We start from the raw sequence: 25,305 nt of genomic DNA on the forward strand, positions 1-25,305 counted from the left end.
GTTTTGGTGTTGCCTGGGCGACCGTGTCAGGTCCTAAACCGGCTCACCAACTGATTCAACGTCTGCGACAACGCCGTCAGGTTCTGCGCATCCTGGCGAGTTGAATCCGCCAGGCTCGCCACCAACTGCGCATCGCCATGAATCTGGCTGATGTGCCGATTGATGTCTTCCGCCACTTGATGCTGTTCCTCCGCCGCTGTGGCGATCTGCGTGTTCATGTCGCGGATCACGTCGACCGATTCACGAATCAATTCAAAACTCGCCCGCGCCTCGTTGATCGACACCACGGTTTCCTGTGACACCTCGAGGCTGGCGTGCATCTGCTTGCCCATCTGGTGGGTGCGCCGCGCCAGATTGCCGAGCAGTGCGTCAATCTCACCGGTGGAGTCGGAAGTGCGTTTGGCCAGCGCGCGGACTTCATCGGCGACCACAGCAAAGCCCCTGCCCTGTTCACCGGCGCGCGCGGCTTCGATGGCGGCGTTGAGCGCGAGCAGATTGGTCTGCTCGGCAATCGAACGGATCGTGCCGAGGATGGACTGGATGTCGTTGCTGTCCTGTTCCAGTTGCTGCATCGACTCGGCACTGTGGCCGATCTCCTGGCTCAAGCGCCCGACGTTGCTCACCGCCGCATCGATCTGCTGCTGCCCGGTGTGTGCCTGACGCTGACCGTTGTCTGCCGAGTCGGCCGCCTGACTGCACGAGCGCGCAACCTCGTTGGAAGTGGCGACCATTTCGTGAAACGCCGTAGAAACCATGTCCACCGCCTCACGCTGACGCGAAGCGACGTCGGCCATTTCCGCCGAGACCTCGGTGGCGCTGCCGGAGCTGCTGTGAATCTGCCCGGCTGCCTGGCCGATACGCTGAATCAACGTACGAATCGCTTCGAGAAACTGGTTGAACCAGCCCGCCAGTTGCGCGGTTTCGTCCTGCCCACGGACTTCCAGTCGCGCAGTCAGATCGCCCTCGCCTTGCGCGATGCCTTCGAGACCACTGGCGACACCACGAATCGGCTTGACCATCAGTCCGGCAAACCACGCACCGGCCATCGCAAACAGCAACGCGCAAACTACAGCGATAGCGCCGATCAGCCAGGTCAAACGTGTCGCCCCGGCCATCACTTCGCTCGCCTTGACCAGCCCGACAAACCGCCAGCCCAACGCCTGCGACGGCCAGACCAGCGCCATGTAATCCTCGCCGGCCAATTGCACCTCGACCAGGCCTTTGCCCGCCTCGGCCAGTTGCTGATAACCGTCGCCGAGATCGCTGAGTTTCTTGAAGTTGTGCGCCGGATCACTCGGGTCGACCAGCACGGTGTTGTTGGCTTCCATCAGCATCAGATAACCGCTCTCACCGAGGCGGATCTGCTTGACCAGGTCGGTCAATTGCTTGAGCGACACATCGATGTTGACCACGCCGGCATTGCTGCCCAACTGGTTGTTGAAGCTGCGCACAGTGCTCACCAGCACCACGTCATCCGCCGCCCAGTAATAGGCCTCGGTGCGCAGGGTTTTGCCGGGATTGGCCATCGCGGTTTTGTACCAGGGCCGGGGGCGCGGATCGTAGTTGGCCAGTTGCGCATCGCCCGGCCAGAACAGGTAACCGCCCTGCTCGGTGCCGACAGATAGATAGGTGTAAGCCGGGTGCGCCTTGGCCAGACCGTCGAACAGCTTGAACAGCTGTTGATCCTGCGGCCCCAGCGGCACTTGCGCGGCGTCGCTGCTCAGGTAGCGTTTGAGGCTGGTATCGATACTCTGCAGTTGCGGATGCTCGGCGAGGTAAGCAACGTTCTGGCTGATGCCCTCGAAAAACAGCTGCATCGCGTTTTCCACCTGACGCACTTCGCGCCCGGTGCTGTCGGTAAAGGTGTCGCGCGCGCCCTCGCGGACATTGAGGATGATCAGCGCTGCCACCAGTAACACCGGCAGGCTGGCGATTACCGCAAACGCCAGAGTCAGTTTTTGTTTTATGTTCATTGCTTGCGCCTTCCTTGTTCGAAGTGTCGGTCAGAAATATTTTGCGGATACTCCGTATTATGGTATACCAATAATCAATCAACCGAACAGCCGTCCTCGAAGGCGTGCTTGAATGGTGAGAAGACTCGCGAGCGCGCAGCGTTCACGTCAGTTCGACAGGCCCGCACACGACCGGCCAATTACAAAAGACTCGAGGTAGCGTCATGAAATTTTCCCTGTTCGTACACATGGAACGCTGGGACGAAAGCGTCAGCCACCGCCAACTGTTCGAAGACCTGACCGAACTGACCCTGATGGCCGAGGCCGGCGGTTTCAGCACCGTGTGGATCGGCGAACACCACGCCATGGAATACACCATCTCCCCAAGCCCGATGCCGCTGCTGGCCTACCTCGCAGCGAAAACCACCACCATCCACCTCGGCGCCGGCACCATCATCGCGCCGTTCTGGCACCCGCTGCGCGTCGCCGGCGAATGCGCCCTGCTCGACGTGATCAGCAACGGCCGCATGGAAGTCGGTCTGGCGCGCGGCGCCTATCAAGTCGAATTCGACCGCATGGCCGGCGGCATGCCCGCCTCCAGCGGCGGCCAGGCCCTGCGCGAAATGGTCCCGGTGGTCCGCGCCCTGTGGCAAGGCGACTACGCCCACGACGGCGACATCTGGAAATTCCCCACCTCCACCAGCGTGCCGAAACCGATCCAGAAGCCCAACCCACCCATGTGGATCGCCGCCCGCGACCCCGACTCGCACAACTTCGCCGTCGCCAACGGCTGCAACGTGATGGTCACGCCATTGATGAAAGGCGACGAAGAAGTCCTCGACCTGAAGAACAAATTCCAGACTGCACTGGACAACAACCCAGACGTACCGCGCCCACAATTGATGGTGCTGCGCCACACCCACGTGCACACCGCCGACGACCCGGACGGCTGGCAAGTTGGCGCCAAAGCCATCTCACGTTTCTACCGCACGTTCGATGCCTGGTTCGGCAACAAGCAAACCCCGGTCAATGGCTTCCTCGCGCCGAGTCCGGAAGAGAAGTTTGCCGGACGTCCGGAGTTTGAACTGGAGAGCCTGCACAAGACCGCGATGATCGGCACGCCGGAAGAGATCATTCCGCGGATCAAGTATTACCAGGAACTGGGGGTGGATGAGTTCAGTTTCTGGTGTGACAACAGCTTGCCGCATGAAGAGAAGAAGAAATCGCTGGAGTTGTTTATCAAGCATGTGGTGCCGGCGTTTCGTTGATTACTCGGCGGACGGTCTCTGACCCACTAAAAGGCCCCGGACTTGTCCGGGGCTTTAGTTTTTAGAGATCACGGGAATGCGCTGGCCCGGCTGGGTGACATCGTAAACACGCTGCTCGCAACCCCGCCCAACAAACTGAAACTCCACCAGGTAGACCTTGCTTCGCTCCGGCGTAAAGGTACTGCTCAGCGGCCCGCAGCTATAAGTGTTGCCGGTGCCCATGCCGTTGGAACGCCCCGACACTTCGAAGGGTTCGTCGGCATTGGCTTGCGCTTCCAACTGAGGGAAGTGCTTGAACGTGGCGCTATTGGCCGCTTCGTTAAGCTTGGCGATCCAGCCGAATACCTTACCCCGCTCGGAATCGACCACAGTACCCATCACTTCCATTCGCCGATCAGGATCTGTAGCACGGCGAACCGAGCACTCGACAGGATATGTGTAGCCTGTCGATTTCATGATGACTTTGGCGTGTTGTGCATCTGGCGTTGCCGTTCTTTGCTGAAGTTGGACACCATCCTTCAATAGACTGGGGGAAGAGTCTCTGACGTTGGAATGGCAGCCTGCCATCAGGACAATAAAAAGCAGCAAAAGTCCGGCTTTAATCAACTCTTTCTTACCTTTTCAAAGAGTAGCGGCCAGATTCTTCGAGTTCAACAAACCTGCATCGCTACAACTACCACAAAACATCTACAACTCTTCAATACTTTCAATTACGCCAACCACTGCCCCCCGAGGCAGCAACGCCTCATGGACAAGGTTGCCAAAGTCCTTACTCCAGACCAGTCTGTCTGCATGCGCTGTTTTTTGAAAAAAATAAACAGACCGGCGTCTCCCAAAAAGGTGCACGTTATATCTTGCACGCCTTCTAAAATGGCGGACTCTCCTTTGAAGAAATAACGATGCGCGGAAGCAAATAATTCTTTTGCAGAAATCGCCGAATCGCCCTCCTCTACATTTTCGAACTCCATTTTTGCGTAGAAGTTCACGGCAGTTTTAAGCTCGACTACATCCACCACATCAAGGAGCCTTTCCCCACAAACAAACAACGAAAACAAGCCATTTGCCCAGAAACAACTTGAATCATTCCAATCCCTCACGACATCAAACTGAATTGAGAATATAAAAGGCTCACCGTAAATCACTTCAATCTTACTCCTAGCGTTTTTTGCACCGCCGCCGGTATATAACTAGCCGACAATTGGTTGCCGGCGTCACCCGTACTACCGTTCCAGTGAAACCCACCATTCGTCCCTTCAAATCGGTGGACGTTGCCATTTTGAAAACGGGGGACAGACCACGTTTTACTCCTCCATGTCGCATAGGGTATGGTCCTTGTTCTGCGCGGCCAGCAGGTTCAGGTCATTGCCGGTGTAGACGTCGTTGCCTGCGCAGATCTTACCCGCGATCAAAGTGATGTCACGGCCCGAGCTGGGTTTTACGTCGCCGCCAGCGATTAATTCAACAGCTTTTTAAACGGTGTGGTTGTACTGCTCATGGAGGCGTTTCTTGCCGTCCTCGCTATGGGTTTCGACGTTGTGCTTATCACCGGCCGAGGACATGTTGATGTCGCGCTTGGCCTCGGCGGTAAGGTTGCCGGTAGCTTCGGCGATGGCGACGACGCTGATGTCGCGACCGGCATCGAGCTTCAGGTCACCATCGCGTTATACGCTCGACGCGAATTGAAAGGTGATCTGTCCCCGTTTATCTCCAGGACAATGTTGCCTTTGGCAATCATCTGGGTCTGTCGCAGGGTTTCGTCGGTGTTGGCCCCGACCTTTGGCCGAGACCCACGCGGCGTTGTTATTGGTTTTGGTGTGACTCTCGTCATGCAGATCCTCCACCCCTTCGAAGGTGATGGCGCCGCCGCTGTCGAGGACGAAGCCCTTGTCGCTGTCGAGTTTGGCCACCGGTAATGCTGGTCGCCTTGGCTGATCAGCGACAGGTTGCCGCCGGTCTCGATTTCGCTGCCGACCATTCCCGAAAGAAGCCACACACCGCACTTCTAGATACGCTGAGCTTTCGACTGCCGAACCTGCCAACTCTTTAGTCAGAGGTAGATTCCAGCTCTTTCAAGCTCGCAGAAAAAAAACCTCATACCTTCTCGTATATTATCTGTGTCCTTTCTTAGAACCACGTTACTTTGCGAAGAGGCATTTAGAACAAAAGTATAAATATCGGACTTCCTTTCACCGTCGATTTTAAATATAAAGAATCCTTCGCATTTTTTTGCCACCAGCTCCATAATCTGAATGAAATCATCCAGATGCACACTATTCATATCTAAAAACCCAAAACGAGCAGCATATTTATCAGAAGGATCACAAGACATCAATCCAGACCTCTCAATGCGTTAGAAATATCTTTAACATCTGTTAATTTCCCTGTAGCAACCTTATCTACGACATTCCATATCACCTGCTTTGGCGGACCATCGACACCGTTTCTTATAATTAGCCGCTCCACAACCTCAACAGCCGTTCGTTTATTCCCATTATCAAACAGATGCCCCCCCTGCGATATCTCTTATAATTGCTGGCGTTTGCAATAGCCGTATCCACGCTTCGAAACGATATTGAACCATCAAATTTTGAATTGATGGCGTTTATTTCACCCGCGCTTAGTCCAAATTTGAAACCACCAAGTCCTGCTCCCGATGGAATGCTAGGTGACGAGAGTAGGCCTGGTGTCGAACCTAAGCCGGGAAGAGCTACGTCGTCTAAGGCTCCGATATCCGCCGCACCTTTTGCACCAACCAGAACCTCCTCGGTTTTGCCAACCAATTTGCTCCCAGCCCCGATCCCTCCAGTCAGAATCGTCCCAGCGATTTCCGCATGATCACCCAGCATCGTTTTATGGTGAGAGTTCAGCTCGTCCGTGTGGTTCGAGTCTTGGAAATCCTGAACAATCGCTCGCTCTTCAGCACTTAACCCGCCATTTGCATCGTAGTTTTCAAGCGCCAGCGTTCCCCCTTCAGCGGCGTTCGTCTGACCATTACACTGATCGAAACCCTCGCACTTGAACAGTTCGGATCCACTGGTTTTCGCGCTCAGTTTCGCATAGGTATCCTTCACTTTCTCTCGACAGGCTGCTGGATTTTCGCTCGCTCTACAGCCCTTCAACTCTGTGACGAGATCGTCTACTTGCTGGTGATTCAGGAAGTTGTACTGTGTCGCATTGTTGGCAACCCAAGAGGCGTTTTCCAATGACTCTTGATCAGTATTGCCCAGCGCAGTTGCGGAGAGCACCCCAACAATCTGCGACCCCATGAGCAACAACTCAGGATTGCCCTTGAACCATTTGTTCATCTCACCAACAAGCGCTTCATTCGCACCAGCCGCCAACGCGCCTGTCGCAAAATCCCCGCCGGTCATCTCCGACAACAGCCCACCCACCGCCGCATGAATGATGATTTTGCCCGCTGAGCCATCATCCAGAACGCCCTGCGTGAGATCGCCCACCATGTTGAAGCTGAACGCTGCGACGGTATTGAACAGAGCCGTCTTCAGAACGTCACCGGCACTTGCATCGCCGCCGACTGCCTTGGTGATCAGCGCGGAAGTGCCACCCTGGATGATTTGGCTTCCAGCGAATCTACCGACGCCCTCCCACGTGGCTAACGACGGGCCGAGCAACTTTCCGGTATTCGGATCGTATTTCATACCCGTCAGCTGGTTCAGGTATTCGGCCATCAATCCGGCTGTCACTCCGGAAATCACATAGCCCTTCAGTGCATCGGATGAAGTAACGTCCGCGAAAACCGCTCCAAGGTTTCTGCCGTTATTGATAAAACTGGTCGTGGCATTTGTGGCTGCACCTGTTGCCACAGCGGCGAGGCCTGCGGCCCAGGCTGTGCCCATGCTCGCGCTTAGCGAAGCGAACGCAGCAGGCCCGACAAAGGCAGCCATCACGATCGCAATAATCATCTGCGAAGCCGGGCCAAGCCCCGAGTTGCTGTATTTAAACGACTCGTGAATCTCCTTCACGCGCCGCCAATCAACATCTCCCCGAGCCTCCGCATCCTTCAACCACGCCAGTTGCGGATCAGCCTTGACCATCGCATCAATGGTCTGGCTGACGGACTCCTGACTCACATCCTTGATATCAATCTTCAGCCCATCGACCGCTTTCAGGACGATGTTGCCCTTGGCGATCATCTGCGTCTGGCGCAGGGTTTCGTCGGTGTTGCCGCGACCCTTGGCCGAGACCCATGCGGCGTTGTTGTTGGTTTTGGTATGGCTCTCGTCATGCAGATCCTTCACCCCTTCGAAGGTGATGGTGCCGCCGCTGTCGAGGAGGATGTCCTTGCCGCTGTCGAGTTTGGCCACCTGGTAATGCTGGTCGCCCAGGCTGACCAGAGACAGGTTGCCGCCGGTCTTGATTTCGCTGCCGACGTGGGTGACCTGGGTGACTTCGTCGCGCTGGAGTTTCAGGTTGCCGAAACCGCCCTTCTCCTTCATGTCATAGAGCGTGTGGTCCCTATTCTGCGCGGCCAGCAGATTGAGGTCGTTACCGGCGTAGACGTAGGCTTCATTGCCTGCGCTGATTTTGCTCGCGACCAGTGTGGTGTCACGGCCGGAACTGGTTTTTACGTCGCCGCCGGCGATGAACTCGGCGGCTTTCTGAACAGTGTGGTCGTCCTGTTCATGGACACGTTTCTTGCCGTCCTTGCTATGGGTTTCGACGTTGTATTCATCTCCGGCCGAGGACAAATAGATGTTGCGACGGCATCGAGCTGCAGGTCACCGCCGCTTTTACGCTCGACGCGAATTTGAAGGTGGCCTGTCCCCGTTTGTCTCTCGAAAGGTGGTCTTTCCCCATTTATCCGGTCCCCATTTATCCGCTTTTCTTTCAATCGTCGGGAATCTCGATATGAAACGAATCTGCATCAATTTTCAAAGACATCCATCCTGGCCCAGGCAAAACGCTTATTTCACCCTCAAGAAAATACTCACTTGCAGACTTATCGACTTTAGGCCCACTAATAAACTCCTCGACAAACTCATTACCTGAGGAACTCTTTCGATCGAGAGAATATTCATAGATAACTTTTCTCAACACACTCACACCCGAAAAGACCAGCCAGCAGTCACCCACATATTCATGCATTGCGTGCAAACCTTCACTCTTGCTCTCGTATTTGACCCATTCACCACCCTCGCTTCGAGCGTGTAACAAACCATTTACAAGACTCCATTCAACATACTCCACATCTCTAGCGGGATCGTAAATATAATGAACAGGAAAAATACTTTCGCCCTTAGGACACTCATCTTCATCACACTGTACGATCCGAGCGCCATCCGCCGCTGTTACCAACTTCGTCTTTTTCAAGGCTAGGCCTCTTTCGACATAAAGGCGAACTACTCCATTTTCGAGCTCAAAGCCTCCATATACGCAGTCAAATGTGACGAGGGAATCAAACATCGCTGAAACTATCATTTGTCTCCTGTCAGTCCAGACTGAATTAAACCTGAGTACCGTCTGGTAAATTTTTAATCTTATCGGCTATATCGGCTCTGAGCCGCATGCCTTCTACAGCATCGGCAACATATAAATTATCCAAGGAAAAATCACCACCCATTACAAAAGGCACTTTGGGCAGCAAACGCATCCCAGCACGAACTGGACCATTGCGCTTTTGCCACTGATGAGCCAACGGATAGCCTGTCAATACTTCATAGTCGTGCAGAACTACTTCAGCCCAGCTTTCAACATCCGCAGCCAAGTACTCTAACGAGCCAGTTTCCGGATCAAAAATGTAGATACTGCCATCCTTGATACAGAACTGCCCACCAAAGATATCTTCAGCAAAAAAGACACCATTATCGGCTAGACCTTTGTAGCTAGTGCGCCACAGGTCAGCATGATTCCAATCAGATATGCCCATTTCACTTTGGCTGGAGTTGCTTGGAAAAATATGCAGCGCGCCTTCAAAAGCATAGAAGCCATTGCGCTGACGCAGCACATTAAAAAGTTGTTCCGCCGAAGTCCCTGCCATGTTGCGTATTGGCCCAGACAGTTCTGGTTCACGCTCACTCAAGGACGAACTTGCAATCGATAACAACTTATCCAAATTATTCACAATCTAATCTATCACCTCTATTCTAACCTTCGTCCCGCTAGGCAACTCTCTGCATTGAGCGCCAATACAAGCGCCTGGTCAACGTGTCAGGCTTTCCTGCCCCGATGGCATCTTCAATATGTTGCGCCGACTCGGGGAAACGGGGACAGATCACGTTTTGGAATGCGTTTTAAACATGGTCTGTCCCCGTTTATCTGGGTGCTAGGCCGGTGTCAGATCACATCTAGTCCTCTACAATTAACAAGAGACATTCAAACCACAAGCAGAGATAAAATCACGTATCGGTATATCAAGAACGCTACTTTCTCCAGCGGAGAGTACATCTTGCAATGTGACGATGCCTTTTTCAAAGTCTAAAGAAACGTCAAAGCAATTAAACTCGAACGCCCTGAACAGAATGCTCTCTGAGCAAACCCGCTCATCAAAGGCGTTTTTCAAAATAGAGCGAACGCTGTCGTCCAACTCTTGGGCCACAAATCGTTCTATTATCGTGCCGCCACTGCTCATAACCATTCCTAACCAGTACGAGAACGCAGTCTGGATCACACCATCCCGAACATTTATTTTGATTGTCGAGATCGGAGCGCATCAGACGTTTGTTCCAATCACCTTACTTGGGAAAACGGCGGACAGACACGTTTTACTCCTTCATGTCGTAGAGGGTGCGGCCCTTGTTTTGCGCGGCCAGCAGGTTCAGATCATTACCGGCGTAGACGTAGGCTTCGTTGCCTGTGCAGATCTTCCCCGCGACCAGTGTGGTGTCGAGGTCCGGGCTGGTATTTGCGTCGCCGCTGGCGATGAATCAGCAGCTTCCTGAAAAGAGTGGTCGTCCTCTTCATGGACGCGTTTCTTGCCGTGCCTGCTGTGGATTTCGACGTTGTGTTCATCACCGGCCGAGACAGGGAGATATCGCGCTTGGCCTCGGCGGTAAGGTTGCCGGTAGCTTCGGCGATGGCGACAACGTTGATGTCGCGACCGGCATTGAGCTTCAGGTCGCCACCGCTTTTACGCTGGACGAGAATTGAAAGGTGGTCTGTCCCCGTTTATCTCCTCCATTTGTTGTGAATAACGCTTTTCTAATCTTTCAGCAGACCTTTGAACTCCATCGCGTTCATCTGGAAAGTAAGCAGAATAAACATCAGCTGCAATTTTCATCAGAGAAACGTAGTCAGCCACAGGTATGCTAGAAGTTAACGCTTCCCCCAAGAAGAAACTTACCTCATTGAATTCTTCTGGATCGTCCCAATCCTGATCAAGCGAGTAAAAAAAACCTTCAGCCACTGAGAACCCATGTCCCTGCGAAGCGTCGTAGATAAACGCAGGAAAATTAGTCCTCCCTCTTACGATAGAAGCCTCAATTAACTCGTAAAGACCCTCATAATCTGCGTCAGTTGAAGAAAATGATTCCTTGAGAACCTCTAACCAAACCAAATCAGCCATTATTTCGTCCTCGGCGGCATAGTAATAAATGAGTTTGTTATATCTCCAGTTTTGCTATCACGCGTCACTTGAAAGTAATAACCATCAACTTTGATACTGGCCTCCCTCATGGCTGGATTAGCTCTGAACAAAGAGCCAGCTTCGACTGCCGCCCTGCTCGACATATCAGCCACCTTGATATCTGACAGAATTTTCGAATCATAAGTTGTTTTGGTGGATTTGGACTTGTATCCACCGACCAACTCGCCCCGAGTGTTAGTTTTAGGCAACTGATAACTATACTCCACAAGGCCAGGATAACGGACATCCGTAGTTTTATTGGAGATTTTTGCCCCAGTTTTTTCAACCGACTCCAAGAAGGCATCGCTGTTATGAGCACCAGAAATCGTCCCCGCCTTACTATTACGCACGCCAATCTGGGTGTTATGACTAAGAACTTTCTCGCCAAAATCTTTCAAAAATGTAGAGGTTGCCTGACCTCCAACGGTGGCTGCCCCCTCTGAACCTATCGCTGCCGGCCTAACGACTGCCGCAATCTGCTCAGCCGTTAGCTTAGCCCCAGTTTTCGCTTCGATCTCCATCAAACCGCGGAGATCACTCAGTTCCTTGGCTGCGGCCCCACCTGCTGTGGCCCCTAACCCCACGGGAAGTGCCTCCGACATTCCTGCCTCAGCGGTCCAGATCGCGACTTCGTTCGCGCACAGCACTGGGTTTGCTGCACAAGTAGCTGCACCTCTCGTGGCCAACTGTCCAAGCAAACCAATCGCTTCCGGCGCAAGAGCAATAATTCCCGCTGCAGCCAACAATTTCACCGCATTAGCCGGATCCCCTTTCGGAAGGTGGTCGAGGACCGCTCGCGTCCTAGCGTTGGTCGAGTCGGCGATATTGCTATGAAGGAATTGATCTGTGATCCCCGAATCGTCATTTTCCCAAAGTTTATTTAATGCAAGAGAGCCTTCATCAATCTCAGCCTTGATCTGCGCGCAATCGCCGGTCGCCCAACAGTTATTGAGCCGCGCGGTGTTATCCGCATCACGCTTGGCAAACTCAGCTCGAACAGCATCACAGTTGTCTTTACACTCCTTAAGCGCTTTCTCGAGGTCTTTTACATCCTGGTGATTCAGGAAGTTGTACTGTGTCGCATTGTTGGCAACCCAAGAGGCGTTTTCCAATGACTCTTGATCAGTATTGCCCAGCGCAGTTGCGGAGAGCACCCCCACTATCTGCGACCCCATGAGCAACAACTCGGGATTGCCCTTGAACCATTTGTTCATCTCACCAACAAGCGCTTCATTCGCACCAGCCGCCAACGCGCCTGTCGCAAAATCCCCGCCGGTCATCTCCGACAACAGCCCACCCACCGCCGCATGAATGATGATTTTGCCCGCTGAGCCATCATCCAGAACGCCCTGCGTGAGATCGCCCACCATGTTGAAGCTGAACGCTGCGACGGTATTGAACAGAGCCGTCTTCAGAACGTCACCGGCGCTTGCATCGCCGCCGACTGCCTTGGTGATCAGCGCGGAAGTGCCACCCTGGATGATTTGGCTTCCAGCGAATCTACCGACGCCCTCCCACGTGGCTAACGACGGGCCGAGCAGCTTTCCGGTATTCGGATCGTATTTCATACCCGTCAGCTGGTTCAGGTATTCGGCCATCAATCCGGCTGTCACTCCGGAAATCACATAGCCCTTCAGTGCATCGGATGAAGTAACGTCCGCGAAAACCGCTCCAAGGTTTCCGCCGTTATTGATAAAACTGGTCGTGGCATTCGTGGCTGCACCTGTTGCCACAGCGGCGAGGCCTGCGGCCCAGGCTGTGCCCATGCTCGCGCTTAGCGAAGCGAACGCAGCAGGCCCGACAAAGGCAGCCATCACGATCGCAATAATCATCTGCGAAGCCGGGCCAAGCCCCGAGTTGCTGTATTTAAACGACTCGTGAATCTCCTTCACGCGCCGCCAATCAACATCTCCCCGAGCCTCCGCATCCTTCAACCACGCCAGTTGCGGATCAGCCTTGACCATCGCATCAATGGTCTGGCTGACGGACTCCTGACTCACATCCTTGATATCAATCTTCAGCCCATCGACCGCTTTCAGGACGATGTTGCCCTTGGCGATCATCTGCGTCTGGCGCAGGGTTTCGTCGGTGTTGCCGCGACCTTTCGCCGAGACCCACGCCGCGTTGTTGTTGGTTTTGGTATGGCTCTCGTCATGCAGATCCTTCACCCCTTCGAAGGTGATGGCGCCGCCGCTGTCGAGGAGGATGTCCTTGCCGCTGTCGAGTTTGGCCACCTGGTAATGCTGGTCGCCCAGGCTGACCAGAGACAGGTTGCCGCCGGTCTTGATTTCGCTGCCGACGTGGGTGACCTGGGTGACTTCGTCGCGCTGGAGTTTCAGGTTGCCGAAACCGCCCTTCTCCTTCATGTCGTAAAGGGTGTGGTCCTTGTTCTGCGCGGCCAGCAGATTGAGGTCGTTACCGGCGTAGACGTAGGCTTCATTGCCTGCGCTGATTTTGCTCGCGACCAGTGTGGTGTCACGCCCGGAACTGGTTTTTACGTCGCCGCCGGCAATGAACTCAGCTGCTTTCTGAACAGTGTGGTCATCCTGTTCATGGACACGTTTCTTGCCGTCCTTGCTATGGGTTTCGACGTTGTGTTCATCTCCGGCCGAGGACATGTTGATGTCGCGCTTGGCCTCGGCGGTGAGGTTGCCGGTGGCTTCGGCTGTGCTGGCGACGACGTTGATGTCGCGACCGGCATCGAGCTTCAGGTCGCCGCCGGTTTTCACTGTCGACGCGAGGTTTTCCACCGTGGTGGTAATGACTGAGCGATGGCCGCCATCGAACGATTCGTGGAGTTCGTCTTCGTCGCGTGTCGCCAACAGGTTGATGTCGCGCGCTGCACTCAGGCTGGCGTCACCGCCGCTGCTGATGGCAGACGCGTTGGTCAGATCCTGTCCGGACTTGATGGTCAGGCTGTCGCGGGCGCTGATGATGCTGCCGTCGTCGACGAGGGTGCGCATGCCGTTGCCATCACGCACCGCGATGGCGGTGCGATCGTTGACGATATCGCCCTTGAGTGTCGTCAGTTCGACCTGATTGCCACGGATTTCGCCGGCCAGTGCGTTGCGAATGCTGTCGGTGGCCATGAGTTTGATGCGCTCATCGGCTTCCACCAGACCGCCCTGATAGAGGCTGCCCTTGACGTCGACGGACACGTCGTTGCTGGCCTTCAATGTGCCGACGTTGACCAGATCGCTACCGGCCAGCATTTCCAGATCTCGGCCCTGAATCAGGCTGCCACCGCGCACGTTGCGCGACTCGGCCTGCGCCAGATACAACACCGGCACCAGCACTTTCTGGCCGTCGACGATGCGCTCTTCCATCCAGACAATGTCGTGGGTCAGCGCAGCGACCTGCGCCGAGGTCAGGCTGACGCCGACAGAGAGGTTCAGTTGGTTTTTGCTGGCGAGAGCGTTATCCATCAGATAACGAAATTGCTCGTAGTCGTTCTCCAGTCCACCGGCGAGAAAACGCTGGCCGGTCTGGGCCATGACGGCGTCGCTGATCAGCCGCGATTCATAGCGACCGTCACCGAGGCGACGCGCCGCTTCGTCGGCGCTGAAGTCGAGCTTGCCGAGCAGGTAGTCGGAGCTCATGAAGGCCGTCGTCTGGGTCAGCTCCGGATTGGTTTCGATCAGATAACGGCTCTGCGGATTCGTGCTTTGCACGAACATGCCGTACGGGCCTTTCGGCAACCGGAAGGTCGAGGAAGCCGTCGGGTCGACTGCGGCGAACGGCACACCTTTGAAGTCCACCGGTGTGAAGCTGATCTGCTTCACGCCATCGGCGTCGACATGCTCGATACGGGTAACGGATCTGGAGGTTTGGGCGACAGCGTCGGTGCTATGTTTGCCCAGGTTGATGTTGATGCCGCCGACCGCGTCAGTCTGGTCGCTGGCCAGAGAACCTGTCAGTTGACCATAAGTGTTGTCGTATAGCGTGCCGTTCTGGATGCTGTTGGTGACGTCGAGCTTGACCTTGCCGCCGGCCTGCATCACCGCAGCGTAAACGGCGTTGCCGTTTGCATTCCAGGTGGTGACGTCACTCATCAAAGAGAATCGCGAATCACTGGAGCGACTGATCAGTTCATCGAACCGCGCCTGATCGAAGTTGCCGGCCGCGGTAGCCGCGTTGAACGCCGGAACATCGACGAACTCCATCTTGTCCCAGAGGCTGTTGTCGATACGCCCTGGGGTGCCCCTTTTCACCACGCGCGTCCCCGAACGCGACTCCCCGCCCTGGTTCAGCAGGCTGTCAGCCGTCACGGTCAGGTCGCCGTTGGCGGCCAGCAGGCTGTAACGGTTTTCAACCTGGTTGGCGTGGATGGTGAAGTTCTTGCCTGCCACGAATCGCGCCGCGCGCGAGTCCTTGAGCACCTCGTCGTTGAATTGGGTAGTGATGGTGATGGTGCCGCGCTTCCAGCCATCACCACCATCGCAGTGCTGACCGCACACCCAGCTCAAACTGCCGGACGACTGACCGGAAGTCAGCTCGAACTCGGCTTTGGCATTTTCGAAGGAAACCGCGTTGATGTCGACGTCACCCTCGCCTTCGATGGTGCCCGACAAATTGCTGAACAACGCCGCGCGCGCGCCATCGACAGCGTCGAAGCTCATGTTGCCGCGGCTGTAAATATCGCCGTAATAGTTATTCAGGCTGTTGCCGTGCAGCTTCATCGTGCCGCCGCTGAACAGCAGCGTGTCGGCATCGTTGTAGAGACCGTTGGCGGCGGTGAATTCGAGATCGCCTTGGGCGCCGAGGGTACCTTTGTTATTGATCCGTGCCGCCGTCACCGTGAGGTTCTGGTTGGCGATCAGGCGACCGAGATTGTCCAGTGTGCCGCGCAAGGTCATCACGGTGTCGCCGCCGCTAACCAGTCGCCCGTCCTGCTGGATCACGTCGTTGGCGCTGATCGTGAGTTTCTGCTGCGCGGAGACTTTGCCGCTGTTGAGCAGATTGCCGCCGAGGGTCAGCGCCAGATCGCCGCCGCTGAGCAATTGTCCGGCATTGTTCAGGTTGGCCACGTTAAGGCTGAGCGCCGAAGCACTGGCGATCCGTTCGCCAGCATTGAGCGTCAGGTTCTGCGCACTGGTGTAGGTCAGCCCGCCGTTCAGTTGCCAGGTACCAACACCGTTGACCGAGCCGACATCCCATACACCATTGCCCAGCCCGGTGAGACTGCCCTGGTTGTTGGCCAGTTGGCTCACATCCAGGTCGAAAAGGCCCTGTGCCGCGTGGCGCACATTGCCGCTGAAGTTATTGATTTCGGCACCGGATAGCAGCAGGTCCTGACTGCCGATTTCGATCACGCCGCTCTGGTTGTTCAGATTTCCGGTCAGCTTGATCTGACTCGCAGCGCCACCGAGGGCGCGGAGCTGGCCGCCGGCGCTGTTATCCAAGCCGCTGGCAGTCAGCTTGAGGCTGTTCGCCGATTCGATCAGGCCGCCCTGATTGAGAACCTGCCCGACGGCTTCGAGCCCCAGCTGATTACCGCTGATCTCGCCGCTGGTGTTGTCCAGGCTGGTACCAGTGAAGATCACCTGATCCTTGCCGAACATTTTGCCGGCGCGGTTGGTCAGGCGCGTTACCGTCAACGTCAGGTCATCGATCAGGCTGGAAATCAGCCCGGCCTTGCCGCTGGCTGCACTGTTGTCGAGGTCGGCACTGGTGATGCTCACCGAGTCGGCTTGCAGCGTGCCGCCCTGGTTTTGCAAATTGCCGTTGTTCAGCGCCAGTTCGGCATGGCTGCCGTTGGCCAGAATCACACCTTGCTGGTTGAGCAGTGTTTTGCCAGTAATCTTCAGGCCGTCGCTGCCAGCGATGATCTGCCCGGCAGCGTTGTTGTTGATCCAGGCGCTATTGATGTCCAGGCGCTTGCCTTGCAGGGTGCCGCCCCGGTTATCCAGCGTGGTCAGTTGATCAAGGAGCAGGCGCTGTGCGCCAGCATCGACCAGACCGGTGACGTTGCTGAAAACTCCGGCAATGTTGAGGACGACATCGCCGCCATTACCGACGATGCCGCCCTTGTCGTTGTTGCCAAGTTGTTTGGCACTGATGTCGATAGCGTTGCCGAGCAGGACACCGGCGCTGTTGTCGATCTCGTCACCGTCGATGTGCAACTGACCTTCGCTCTGAATCCGGCCCTGTTGATTCAGCAGTTGCGACTGGCTTGGTGCAGTTTGCTTGAGGATCAACCGCGCGCCATCGGCACCTGCAGCCAACAACCCGTTGGCACGGTTATCAAGGCTGGCCGCGTGCAACTCCAGGCCGTCGGCGATCATCCGCCCGCCACGGTTGTCGACGTATCCGTCCTTGGCCACCACCAGCAATTGCCGGGCGGCGACTACACCGCCACGGTTATCGATAGAGCTGGCACGCAGTTCCACATCGCCTTTGATGGATTGCAGACGGCCCAATGCGTTGTTCAAGTGCTGCTGGACGAGGAGCGTCAGTTGCCCGGTTTCGGCGCTGAGCGTGCCGTCGTTGTTGCCGATCAGATTGCGCAGGTTTGCGTCGACGATGCCGCCCAAAAGTTGGCCGCTGGCGTTTTGCAGATCTTGCGCGGTCAGGCTCAGGCGATCGGTCCCCTGGATCAGGCCAAGGCTGTTATCCAGGTCTGCACTGGAAACCACGCTGTCATCGGACGAAATCGTGCCTTGCGTATTATCCAGCGTGCCGCGACTGGCCACCTCGAGGGTTTTGCCCGTCAGACTTGCGTTGCGGTTGTTGATGCTCTGCGCAGTGACGGTCAAGCGATCCGAAGTCTGGACCTTGCCGTCGTGGTTATCGAAATCCTGCATCAGCGTCAGATCAGCAGCACCGTTTTCCGCGCTGATCACACCCTTGGCGCTGTTATCAAGGCGAGTGGCCGTGACGTGAATGTCGTCGGCAGCCAGCGTCCCAGCCTGATTGAGCAACTCCCCTCCCGACAGTGCCAGTGTGGTTTTCGCCTGGATCTTGCCCGCGCCGTTATTCAGACGTTCGCGGGCGACAACCTTGGCCTCACCGTCGCTGGCGCCGATCAGGCCGCCGCTGTTGTCCAGTTGACGGGCGTCCACGTCGAGGCGACCGGCGATCACTTTGCCGCCGGTGTTTTTTACCTCCTGAGCATTGAGCTTGAGGCTGCCGCCGGCGATTTCGATACGACCCTGACGGTTGTCGATACTGTCGACCACCAGTGTTGCCGCTTGCCCATCGGCAAAGCGAATCAGGCCGCTGAGGTTGACGATGGCCGGCGCGCTCACGACCAGACGGGTTTCACCATAAACGCGTGCATTCACACCTTGGTTGACCAGGCGCGCCGCGTTCAGAGCGAGGTCTTGAGCCTGCACGGTACCGTTCTGGTTCTCGAACGTGTCGGCTGCGCTGGCGTGCAATGTGCGGCTGGCCAGAACGCTGCCACTGTTACTTACCGAAGCACTGTTGATCGACAGATGACCATTGGTGTTGCGGCTGTTGTCTGCGTTTACCCCGGCTTCAATCACACCGGTATTGGTCAGCCTGCCGCCGCTGCTCAGGCTGACGCTGTCACGGGCAGCGAGGCTTTGGCGATTGATCAGGTCTTCGGCGGTTTGTACGGTGACCTGCGTACCGGCATAAACCGCGCCCTGGGCATCGAGACTTTTGGCCTTTACATCGACGGCATTACCCGCCGTGACTTTAGCCAGGGTCAGCTGGCCATTGGCGTCGATCCGGATGTCACCGGCGCTGGCGGCAAGATCCCCCGCCAGCTTCACACCAACGCCCTGCTCGGTGCCGACCAGTTTGATTGCACCGGCATACATGCCGCCGAGCGCCGAGGAGTCGATGGCCAGTTGTGGTCTGGCGCTGCCGTCATCGGCACGGGCGGTGGCGCTGAGCGTGTCGGCGTTGACGTCGTTGCGGCCGGTGGTGATGTTCAGGTTTTTTGCGTGGATCTGTGCATTGATCTGCGCACTGCGGGTAATGATTTCGAAACTGTCGACGTTGCTCGCATCAAGACCGACGCCGTCAATCGAAACGCTTCCCTGATCGACCTGAAAGCGCTCCAGGCGACCGTTGTCGAGCACCGGTTTACCGGTGGTCAGCGTGACACGTGGCGTGTTGATGAAACCGCAACCGTTGCAACTGATGCCGTAAGGATTGGAAACGATCACCCGTGCCGATTGCCCTGCGACTTCGGTGTAGCCGCGCAACTGGCTCGGGCTGCCGCCATTGACTTCGTTGAGGATGGTTTGTGCCGCTGCGCCACGCAGGTTCGGGTTGCCGAGAATGATCCCGCCCAGTTGCGTCTGTTGCATGCGGTCGGTGGCGTTGTTGAGGATGACGCCTTGCGCACCGACGTTGTAATCGTGGAACTGGTTATGCGACAGGCCACTGCCATTGGGCGCTGCGATGTTGACGATTGGCACGCCATTGCCGGCGCGATCCAGACTGGTGCCGGGGGCACTGACAACGATGCCGTCCGCCTGCGCCCACACCGGTTGCCAGAACATGACGTTCGCCAGCAAAAAGGCCAGACCACGCTTGGGCATGCCGCAGAATTGCTCGCGCTTTTTTACGGCCGCAGAAGGTTGGCTGGCCAGGAAGGCCAGGTGGCGAATGTCCATATCAGAATCTCGAAGCGGGCAAAAATTAAATGAAGAAATCCAGGCGGAAATAGATCGGCGCTTCACGCTCGGTCAGCGCGTCGGGTCGTTCCAGGGAATGCGCGAAAGTCACGCTGGCGGCCACATGCTGACCACGGGCGAACAGCTCCAGCGAGTTGCTCGACATGCGCCCGTGCTGATCGCCGTTGTAGCGATCGCCGCGAATTACGCCCTGGTCGTATCCGAGGCTGGTGCCGTACTCGGCGAACACCGGTTGCAGCCATTCGGCAGTCACCGGGCGGCTCCAGCGCAGGTCGTTGCGCCAGTAACCACCGCTGTCGCCAGACAGCGATTGATCCTTGTAGCCACGGATCGACGCCGAGCCGCCGAGGCTCGTGCGTTGTGGGCTGAACAGCACATCTTCGCTGCGCTGGCCGGTCATCAGGCTGCTGAAGCTGAAGGATTCACCGAGCAATTTGAACGGCTGCAAATAGCTCAGCGTTGCGGTGTATTTGCGGTAGCGTGCGTCCGGCTCGCCAGGACCGGGATCGTGACTGCCCTGCGCATCGAAAGCGCCGATGCCCTCCTGCACGCCAGCATCGAAGTTGACGAACGCGCTGCCGACACGACGGCCGTGGTTGAAGCCGAATTGCGCTTCGCTGATGCGATTGCTGCTCAGTTTGAGCTTGCTGTCTTCGATGAAGTTGTTGGTGCGCAGGTACGAAAGTCCCGCACTGAGGGAGGTCTTGCTGACCGAGTCGCGATGGATCACGCGCTCGGCGCGCAACTGATGGTTTTCGCTGTCGCCGGTCTGCTTGAAGTTGTAACCGTTGGCGGCGATCTGCGAGCGGTACTCGCTCTGGCTGTAGGTGTAACTGAACGTCCACCAGCCCCACGGCAGACTGTAATTGAGCATGGCGTTGTTGGAGGTGTGCTGGTGATCGGTCATCGCATCGTGACCGCCGCGCAGGCTCAGTTGGTCGGCCAGACCCAGCGGGCTGTCCCAGTCGAACGACGTGCCCCACTGCTGCTCGCCGGTGCTGCGTTGGCCATCGTTGCTGCGCGACAGGCCGGCGCGCCAAGGTTTCTGCGGCGTGTTGGTGACGCGCACTTCACTGCCGCCGACATTCTGCCCCGGCGCCAGCTCCATTTTGGCCTGGTTGGCCGGCAGGCGATTGAGCTGGTCGACCATTTGCTCGATCTCGCGCAGGTTGACCAGTTCACCGCTTTTGCCGGGAAAGGCCATGGCCAGTTCGCGATCCGAGAGCCGGCTGTTTTCTGCGCCTTTCATGCCTTCGAGTTTGCCTTCGACCACCAATACTTTCAGGTGCCCGGCGGACAGATCCTGTTGCGGCAGATACGCACGACTGGTGACCAGACCTTTTTCGATGTAGTGATCGGTGATGACTTTGAGCAGCTCGTTGAGCTGCGGCACGCCGAGGCATTCGCCGATATAAGGCTTGAGCAGCCGCGTCTTCTCACGCTCCGAGAGGCTGTCGGCGCCCTTGAGCTCGATGTCCTTGATGGTGAAGCAGCGCGTATCGACGGGGGTTGTCGGTTGCGCCGGTTTGGCGTCTTTGCCGGGCAGATCCTTGAGTTCTTCGAGGCGCCGCTGCTGCTCTTCGAGCAAGCGGCTCTGACGTTCGCGGATCAGGTCGGTTTCACCAGGAGTGGGCGCGGCCCAGGCAGATTCAAGCGGAGAAAAGCAAAGCAGCGCCAGGCACAACCGCGCCGTGAAGGCGGGTGAAAACATGTTCGATCCCTCGACATAAAAAGTGACATCAAAATAGTGGCGCGATATTAGAGGGCCATCATTTTGACGTCAAACTTAAGTTTGTTCCGCTCATCGGGATTTGCCGCGCTTTCATATGGGTGAAACCAGCACCTGCGTACAAGTGGCGGGCGCTTTTTGCGCGGATAGTGGCCGTTGCCCATTCGGCATCTATTCTTGCCACACACGATCACAAGGAGTTTGCATGAGCACCTTCAAGACCCAAGACGGCACCGAGATCTATTACAAGGACTGGGGCAGCGGCAAGCCCGTGCTGTTCAGCCACGGCTGGCCGCTGGATGCCGACATGTGGGAATACCAGATGGAATACCTGAGCAGTCGCGGCTATCGCACGATCGCCTTCGACCGCCGTGGTTTCGGGCGCTCCGATCAACCATGGACCGGCTACGACTACGACACCTTCGCCGATGACATCGCTGGCCTGATCAACCATTTGGACCTGCGCGACGTGACCCTGGTCGGCTTCTCCATGGGTGGCGGCGACGTCAGCCGCTACATCGCCCGCCACGGCAGCGAGCGCGTTGCCGGCCTGGTATTGCTCGGTGCGGTCACGCCGCTGTTCGGCAAGAAAGGCGACTTCGCCGAGGGCGTCGACAAATCGGTATTCGACGGCATCAAGGCTGGCCTGCTGAAAGATCGCGCGCAGTTCATCGCTGATTTCAACGCGCCGTTCTACGGCACCAATCAGGGCCAGAAAGTCTCCGACGGCGTGCTCACGCAAACCCTGAACATCGCGCTGATGGCATCGCTCAAGGGCACCGTCGACTGCGTGACCGCGTTCTCGGAAACCGACTTCCGCCCGGACATGGCCAAGATCGACGTGCCGACCCTGGTGATCCATGGCGACGGCGACCAGATCGTGCCATTCGAAACCACCGGCAAGCAGGCCGCCGCACAAATCAAGGGCGCTGAGTTGAAGGTCTACGCGGGCGCGCCGCACGGGTTTGCCGTGACCCATGCGCAGGCGTTGAACGAGGATCTGCTGGCGTTCCTCAACCGGTAATTTCCGCTTGGCCCAAGCGGCCGGTAAATGCTGATCGACCAAGGCCCGCGCGATGCGGGCCTTGTGTTTTGCGCTATGGTATTTTCCTGCGTCCACCACTCGGAGACGGAAATCCCATGCTGCGAATACTCGGCAAAGCCTCATCGATCAACGTGCGCAAAGTGCTGTGGACCTGTGCCGAACTGGACATCCCGTTCGAGCGCGAAGACTGGGGTTCGGGCTTCCAGTCGCCGAACACGCCGGAGTTTCTCGCGCTCAACCCCTGCGCCATGGTGCCGGTGATCCAGGACGGCGATTTCACTCTCTGGGAATCCAACACAATCATTCGTTATCTGGCGACGCGTTACGGCGGTGCGCATTTGTATCCCGCTGAGCCTATTGCCCGGGCGCGGGTCGATCAGTGGATCGACTGGCAGGCCTCGGAGCTGAATCGCTCGTGGTCGTATCCGCTGATGGCGCTGGTGCGCAAGTCGCCGGATTATCAGGACGGCGATGCCCTGGCCGCCGGCTGCCGGGACTGGATGCGCAATATGGAAATCCTCGATCGCCAACTGGAGAAGACTGGCGCTTACGTCAGTGGCGAGCAGTTTTCCCTGGCGGATATCCCGATCGGGCTGTCAGTGAATCGCTGGTTCGAAACGCCGCTCGATCACGGTGACCTGGCTGCGGTGCGCGCCTATTACGATCGCTTGAATCAGCGCGACGGTTATCGTTTGTACGGGCGCAATGGCACGCCGTAAAGATGCGCTCGATCAGGCTTGCTCACGCACCACGCCCCGCTCTTCAAGCAAGCGCACGAACATGCTCAGACTGCGCGACACCGTGCCCCGGCGCCACACCAGCCAAGTGGTCAGATAGCGGAAGTCCGCCGTCAGCGGCCAGACGCTGACCGTCGCGCTGCCGGGCATGCTTTGCAGCATTTTGCGCGGCATCAGTGCCAGGCCGGCACCGGCGCTGACGCAGGCGAGCATGCCGTGGTAGGACTCCATTTCGAAGATCTTGCCCGGTACGGCAGCGTCAGTGCTGAACCATTTTTCGAAATGATGACGGTAGGAGCAGTTTGAGCGGAAGGCATAGATATTCTCGCCATTCACGTCCGCCGCACGTTCGACCGGTGAATGATTAAGCGGCGCGATGATGACCATTTCCTCCTCAAACGCTGGCACACCTTCCAGGGCCGGATGCAGCACTGGGCCGTCGACGAATGCCGCAGCCAGACGCCCGGACAGCACACCGTCGATCATCGTCCCCGATGGCCCGGTTGAAAGATCAAGGTCGACCTTCGGGTGCTGCTGGTTGTACGCCGCCAGCAGTTCGGGAATGCGCACCGCTGCGGTACTTTCCAGCGAGCCCAAGGGGAACGCGCCCTGGGGTTCTTCGCCTGCCACCGTAGCGCGGGCTTCCTGCACCAGATCGAGAATGCGCCGCGTGTATTCGAGAAAACTCCACCCGGCCGGTGACAGGCGCAATCGGCTTTTCTCACGGATGAACAGATCGACGCCGAGATCCTGCTCAAGCTGTTTGATCCGTGTGGTCAGGTTCGACGGCACGCGGTGGATCTGCGTGGCGGCGGCGCTGATGCTGCCGTGCTCGGCCACGGCCTTGAAGATTTCCAGTTGCACCAGATCCACAGTCATTCTCCAATCGTGAAGGAAACGCTCTGTATTATTCAGTTTCCAGAAAACTAACACCACCCTACTCTAGGCCCATCCGACGAACCTACAGGAAGACGTCAATGAGCCAGATTTCCGGCCAGACCCACGCCATCTCGATCAACCCTGCCACCGGCGAGCAGATCGGGCATTACGCGTTTGAATCCGCCGCTGCCCTTGATGCGGCACTGACTCGCGCTGCCTTTGCTTTTGGCAAGTGGAAGCGCAAGCCGCTGCAGGATCGTTCGCGTCTTTTGACCGCCCTCGCCGGCGCGCTGCGTGAAACCTCAGAAGCGATGGCAACCATGATCACCCGGGAAATGGGCAAGCCGATCGCCCAGGCCCGTGGCGAAATCGAGAAATGCGCCAAGCTCTGCGAGTGGTACGCGGAACACGGCCCGGCCATGCTCGACGCTGAGGCGACCCAGGTTGAAGGCGGCAAGGCGCGTATCGAGTACCGTCCGCTGGGGCCGATTCTGGCGGTGATGCCGTGGAATTTCCCGATCTGGCAAGTGCTGCGCGGCGCGGTGCCGACGCTGATCGCTGGCAACACTTACGTGCTCAAGCATGCGCCGAACGTGATGGGCAGCGCTTACCTGCTGCGCGATGCGTTTGTTCGCGCCGGTTTCCCCGAGGGCGTGTTTGAAGTGATCAACGTCACCCCGGAAGGCGTTTCCAGCGCCATCGCCGATTCGCGCATCGCCGCTGTGACGCTGACCGGCAGCGTACGCGCCGGCATGGCCATCGGCGCTCAGGCCGGTGCGGCGCTGAAGAAGTGTGTGCTGGAACTGGGGGGCTCCGATCCGTTCATCGTGCTCAACGATGCTGATCTGGATGAGGCGGTGCACGCGGCGGTGGTCGGTCGCTATCAGAATTCCGGCCAGGTCTGCGCGGCTGCCAAACGCCTGATCATCGAACAAGGCGTGGTCGAGGAATTCACCCGCAAGTTCGTCGAAGCTACACGCCAGTTGAAGATGGGCGATCCGCTCAACGCTGACACTTACATCGGGCCGATGGCGCGCTTCGATCTGCGTGATGAATTGGATCAGCAAGTGCGTGACACCCTTGAAGAAGGCGCGACGCTGCTGCTCGGCGGCAGCAAGGTTGAGGGTTCGGGCAACTACTATGAGCCGACGGTACTGGCCGATGTCACCGACCGCATGACTTCGTTCAAACAAGAACTGTTCGGCCCGGTCGCCTCGATCATCACCGCCCGCGATTGCGCACACGCCGTGGCCCTGGCCAACGACAGCGATTTCGGCCTGACCGCGACTATCTACACCGCGAACGTGGCGCTGGCTGAGCAACTGACCAGTGAACTGGAAACCGGCGGCGTGTTCATCAACGGCTACTCCGCCAGCGATCCGCGTGTGACCTTCGGCGGCGTGAAAAAAAGCGGCTTCGGTCGTGAGCTGTCGCACTTTGGCGTACGGGAATTCTGCAACGCGCAGACCGTGTGGCTGGATCGTAAATAAGCCTGGTGCTG

Annotated in this window: 15 protein-coding genes and 3 pseudogenes; 5 read left to right on the plus strand and 13 right to left on the minus strand. The window is 57.2% G+C overall.

Annotated features, from left to right (window positions below; translation table 11 throughout):
* Positions 1-26 precede the first annotated feature (26 nt).
* On the minus strand, positions 27-794 hold the full coding sequence (locus tag AB4N85_RS10410; protein ID WP_370593578.1) for a methyl-accepting chemotaxis protein: 768 nt from the start codon (positions 792-794) through the stop codon (positions 27-29).
* A 138-nt stretch (positions 795-932) separates the two neighbouring features.
* A pseudogene (locus tag AB4N85_RS10415) lies at positions 933-1,973 on the minus strand (cache domain-containing protein); the annotation flags it as partial.
* A gap of 203 nt (positions 1,974-2,176) precedes the next feature.
* On the opposite strand from AB4N85_RS10415, the gene AB4N85_RS10420 reads away from it, so the two are divergent.
* Positions 2,177-3,220 (plus strand): LLM class flavin-dependent oxidoreductase, encoded by a 1,044-nt coding sequence (locus tag AB4N85_RS10420; RefSeq protein WP_101155121.1) that lies wholly within the window; start codon positions 2,177-2,179, stop codon positions 3,218-3,220.
* 54 nt (positions 3,221-3,274) lie between these two features.
* On the opposite strand, the gene AB4N85_RS10425 is transcribed toward AB4N85_RS10420, so the two are convergent.
* From AB4N85_RS10425 to AB4N85_RS10455, 7 genes and pseudogenes are all read right to left on the minus strand, one after another.
* Positions 3,275-3,787 carry a hypothetical protein gene (locus tag AB4N85_RS10425; protein ID WP_371857529.1) on the minus strand — a complete coding sequence of 171 codons (513 nt, stop codon included), beginning with the start codon at positions 3,785-3,787 and terminating at the stop codon, positions 3,275-3,277.
* Between the two features lie 143 nt (positions 3,788-3,930).
* Positions 3,931-4,362, minus strand: coding sequence for an Imm42 family immunity protein (locus AB4N85_RS10430; protein ID WP_460067957.1), 432 nt, complete (start codon positions 4,360-4,362; stop codon positions 3,931-3,933).
* 554 nt (positions 4,363-4,916) lie between these two features.
* Positions 4,917-5,192, minus strand: a pseudogene (locus AB4N85_RS10435) (hypothetical protein); the annotation flags it as partial.
* Between the two features lie 478 nt (positions 5,193-5,670).
* A pseudogene (locus AB4N85_RS10440) lies at positions 5,671-7,941 on the minus strand (DUF637 domain-containing protein); the annotation flags it as partial.
* 127 nt (positions 7,942-8,068) lie between these two features.
* Positions 8,069-8,551: a hypothetical protein gene (locus tag AB4N85_RS10445; protein WP_252867762.1), complete on the minus strand. Its 483-nt coding sequence runs from the start codon at positions 8,549-8,551 to the stop codon at positions 8,069-8,071.
* 133 nt (positions 8,552-8,684) lie between these two features.
* Positions 8,685-9,302, minus strand: coding sequence for an SMI1/KNR4 family protein (locus AB4N85_RS10450; protein WP_224787207.1), 618 nt, complete (start codon positions 9,300-9,302; stop codon positions 8,685-8,687).
* 237 nt (positions 9,303-9,539) lie between these two features.
* Positions 9,540-9,809 (minus strand): hypothetical protein, encoded by a 270-nt coding sequence (locus AB4N85_RS10455; RefSeq protein ID WP_016775048.1) that lies wholly within the window; start codon positions 9,807-9,809, stop codon positions 9,540-9,542.
* Positions 9,810-10,027: 218 nt separating this feature from the next.
* On the opposite strand from AB4N85_RS10455, the gene AB4N85_RS10460 reads away from it, so the two are divergent.
* The gene (locus AB4N85_RS10460) at positions 10,028-10,327 is read left to right on the plus strand and encodes a hypothetical protein (RefSeq protein ID WP_130927882.1); all 300 of its coding nucleotides are present in this window, start codon (positions 10,028-10,030) and stop codon (positions 10,325-10,327) included.
* On the opposite strand, the gene AB4N85_RS10465 is transcribed toward AB4N85_RS10460, so the two are convergent.
* From AB4N85_RS10465 to AB4N85_RS10475, 3 genes are read right to left on the minus strand one after another with little or no spacing between them, the layout of a single operon-like run.
* Positions 10,308-10,742, minus strand: a complete 435-nt coding sequence (locus AB4N85_RS10465; protein WP_016775049.1) for a hypothetical protein — start codon at positions 10,740-10,742, stop codon at positions 10,308-10,310. The genes AB4N85_RS10460 and AB4N85_RS10465 overlap by 20 nt on opposite strands.
* Complete coding sequence (locus AB4N85_RS10470) at positions 10,742-19,393, minus strand: two-partner secretion domain-containing protein (protein WP_460067961.1); 8,652 nt, start codon at positions 19,391-19,393, stop codon at positions 10,742-10,744. Before AB4N85_RS10470 ends, AB4N85_RS10465 begins: the two co-directional genes overlap by 1 nt.
* Positions 19,394-19,418: 25 nt before the next feature.
* Complete coding sequence (locus tag AB4N85_RS10475; RefSeq protein ID WP_252867764.1) at positions 19,419-21,125, minus strand: ShlB/FhaC/HecB family hemolysin secretion/activation protein; 1,707 nt, start codon at positions 21,123-21,125, stop codon at positions 19,419-19,421.
* 223 nt (positions 21,126-21,348) lie between these two features.
* On the opposite strand from AB4N85_RS10475, the gene AB4N85_RS10480 reads away from it, so the two are divergent.
* Positions 21,349-22,167, plus strand: a complete 819-nt coding sequence (locus AB4N85_RS10480; protein WP_252867765.1) for an alpha/beta fold hydrolase — start codon at positions 21,349-21,351, stop codon at positions 22,165-22,167.
* A 116-nt stretch (positions 22,168-22,283) separates the two neighbouring features.
* Positions 22,284-22,907, plus strand: a complete 624-nt coding sequence (locus AB4N85_RS10485) for a glutathione S-transferase family protein (protein WP_122602723.1) — start codon at positions 22,284-22,286, stop codon at positions 22,905-22,907.
* A 12-nt stretch (positions 22,908-22,919) separates the two neighbouring features.
* Here AB4N85_RS10485 and ptrR read toward each other — a convergent pair whose 3' ends face one another.
* Positions 22,920-23,798 carry a putrescine utilization regulator PtrR gene (gene ptrR, locus AB4N85_RS10490; protein ID WP_038862196.1) on the minus strand — a complete coding sequence of 293 codons (879 nt, stop codon included), beginning with the start codon at positions 23,796-23,798 and terminating at the stop codon, positions 22,920-22,922.
* A 104-nt stretch (positions 23,799-23,902) separates the two neighbouring features.
* Here ptrR and AB4N85_RS10495 point away from each other — a divergent pair, with 104 nt between their 5' ends.
* Positions 23,903-25,294, plus strand: a complete 1,392-nt coding sequence (locus tag AB4N85_RS10495) for an aldehyde dehydrogenase family protein (protein ID WP_252867766.1) — start codon at positions 23,903-23,905, stop codon at positions 25,292-25,294.
* The last annotated feature ends 11 nt before the right edge of the window (positions 25,295-25,305 follow it).

This window comes from Pseudomonas sp. H1_G08, assembly GCF_054681355.1.

Excerpts from the sequence above, each read along its gene's own strand:
- AB4N85_RS10410 (WP_370593578.1), bottom strand. The coding sequence starts at position 794 with ATGGCCGACGTCGCTTCGCGTCAGCGTGAGGCGGTGGACATGGTTTCT.
- AB4N85_RS10420 (WP_101155121.1), top strand. The coding sequence starts at position 2,177 with ATGAAATTTTCCCTGTTCGTACACATGGAACGCTGGGACGAAAGCGTC.
- AB4N85_RS10425 (WP_371857529.1), bottom strand. The coding sequence starts at position 3,787 with ATGGCAGGCTGCCATTCCAACGTCAGAGACTCTTCCCCCAGTCTATTG.
- AB4N85_RS10455 (WP_016775048.1), bottom strand. The coding sequence starts at position 9,809 with ATGAGCAGTGGCGGCACGATAATAGAACGATTTGTGGCCCAAGAGTTG.
- AB4N85_RS10465 (WP_016775049.1), bottom strand. The coding sequence starts at position 10,742 with ATGGCTGATTTGGTTTGGTTAGAGGTTCTCAAGGAATCATTTTCTTCA.
- AB4N85_RS10470 (WP_460067961.1), bottom strand. The coding sequence starts at position 19,393 with ATGGACATTCGCCACCTGGCCTTCCTGGCCAGCCAACCTTCTGCGGCC.
- AB4N85_RS10475 (WP_252867764.1), bottom strand. The coding sequence starts at position 21,125 with ATGTTTTCACCCGCCTTCACGGCGCGGTTGTGCCTGGCGCTGCTTTGC.
- AB4N85_RS10480 (WP_252867765.1), top strand. The coding sequence starts at position 21,349 with ATGAGCACCTTCAAGACCCAAGACGGCACCGAGATCTATTACAAGGAC.
- AB4N85_RS10485 (WP_122602723.1), top strand. The coding sequence starts at position 22,284 with ATGCTGCGAATACTCGGCAAAGCCTCATCGATCAACGTGCGCAAAGTG.
- AB4N85_RS10495 (WP_252867766.1), top strand. The coding sequence starts at position 23,903 with ATGAGCCAGATTTCCGGCCAGACCCACGCCATCTCGATCAACCCTGCC.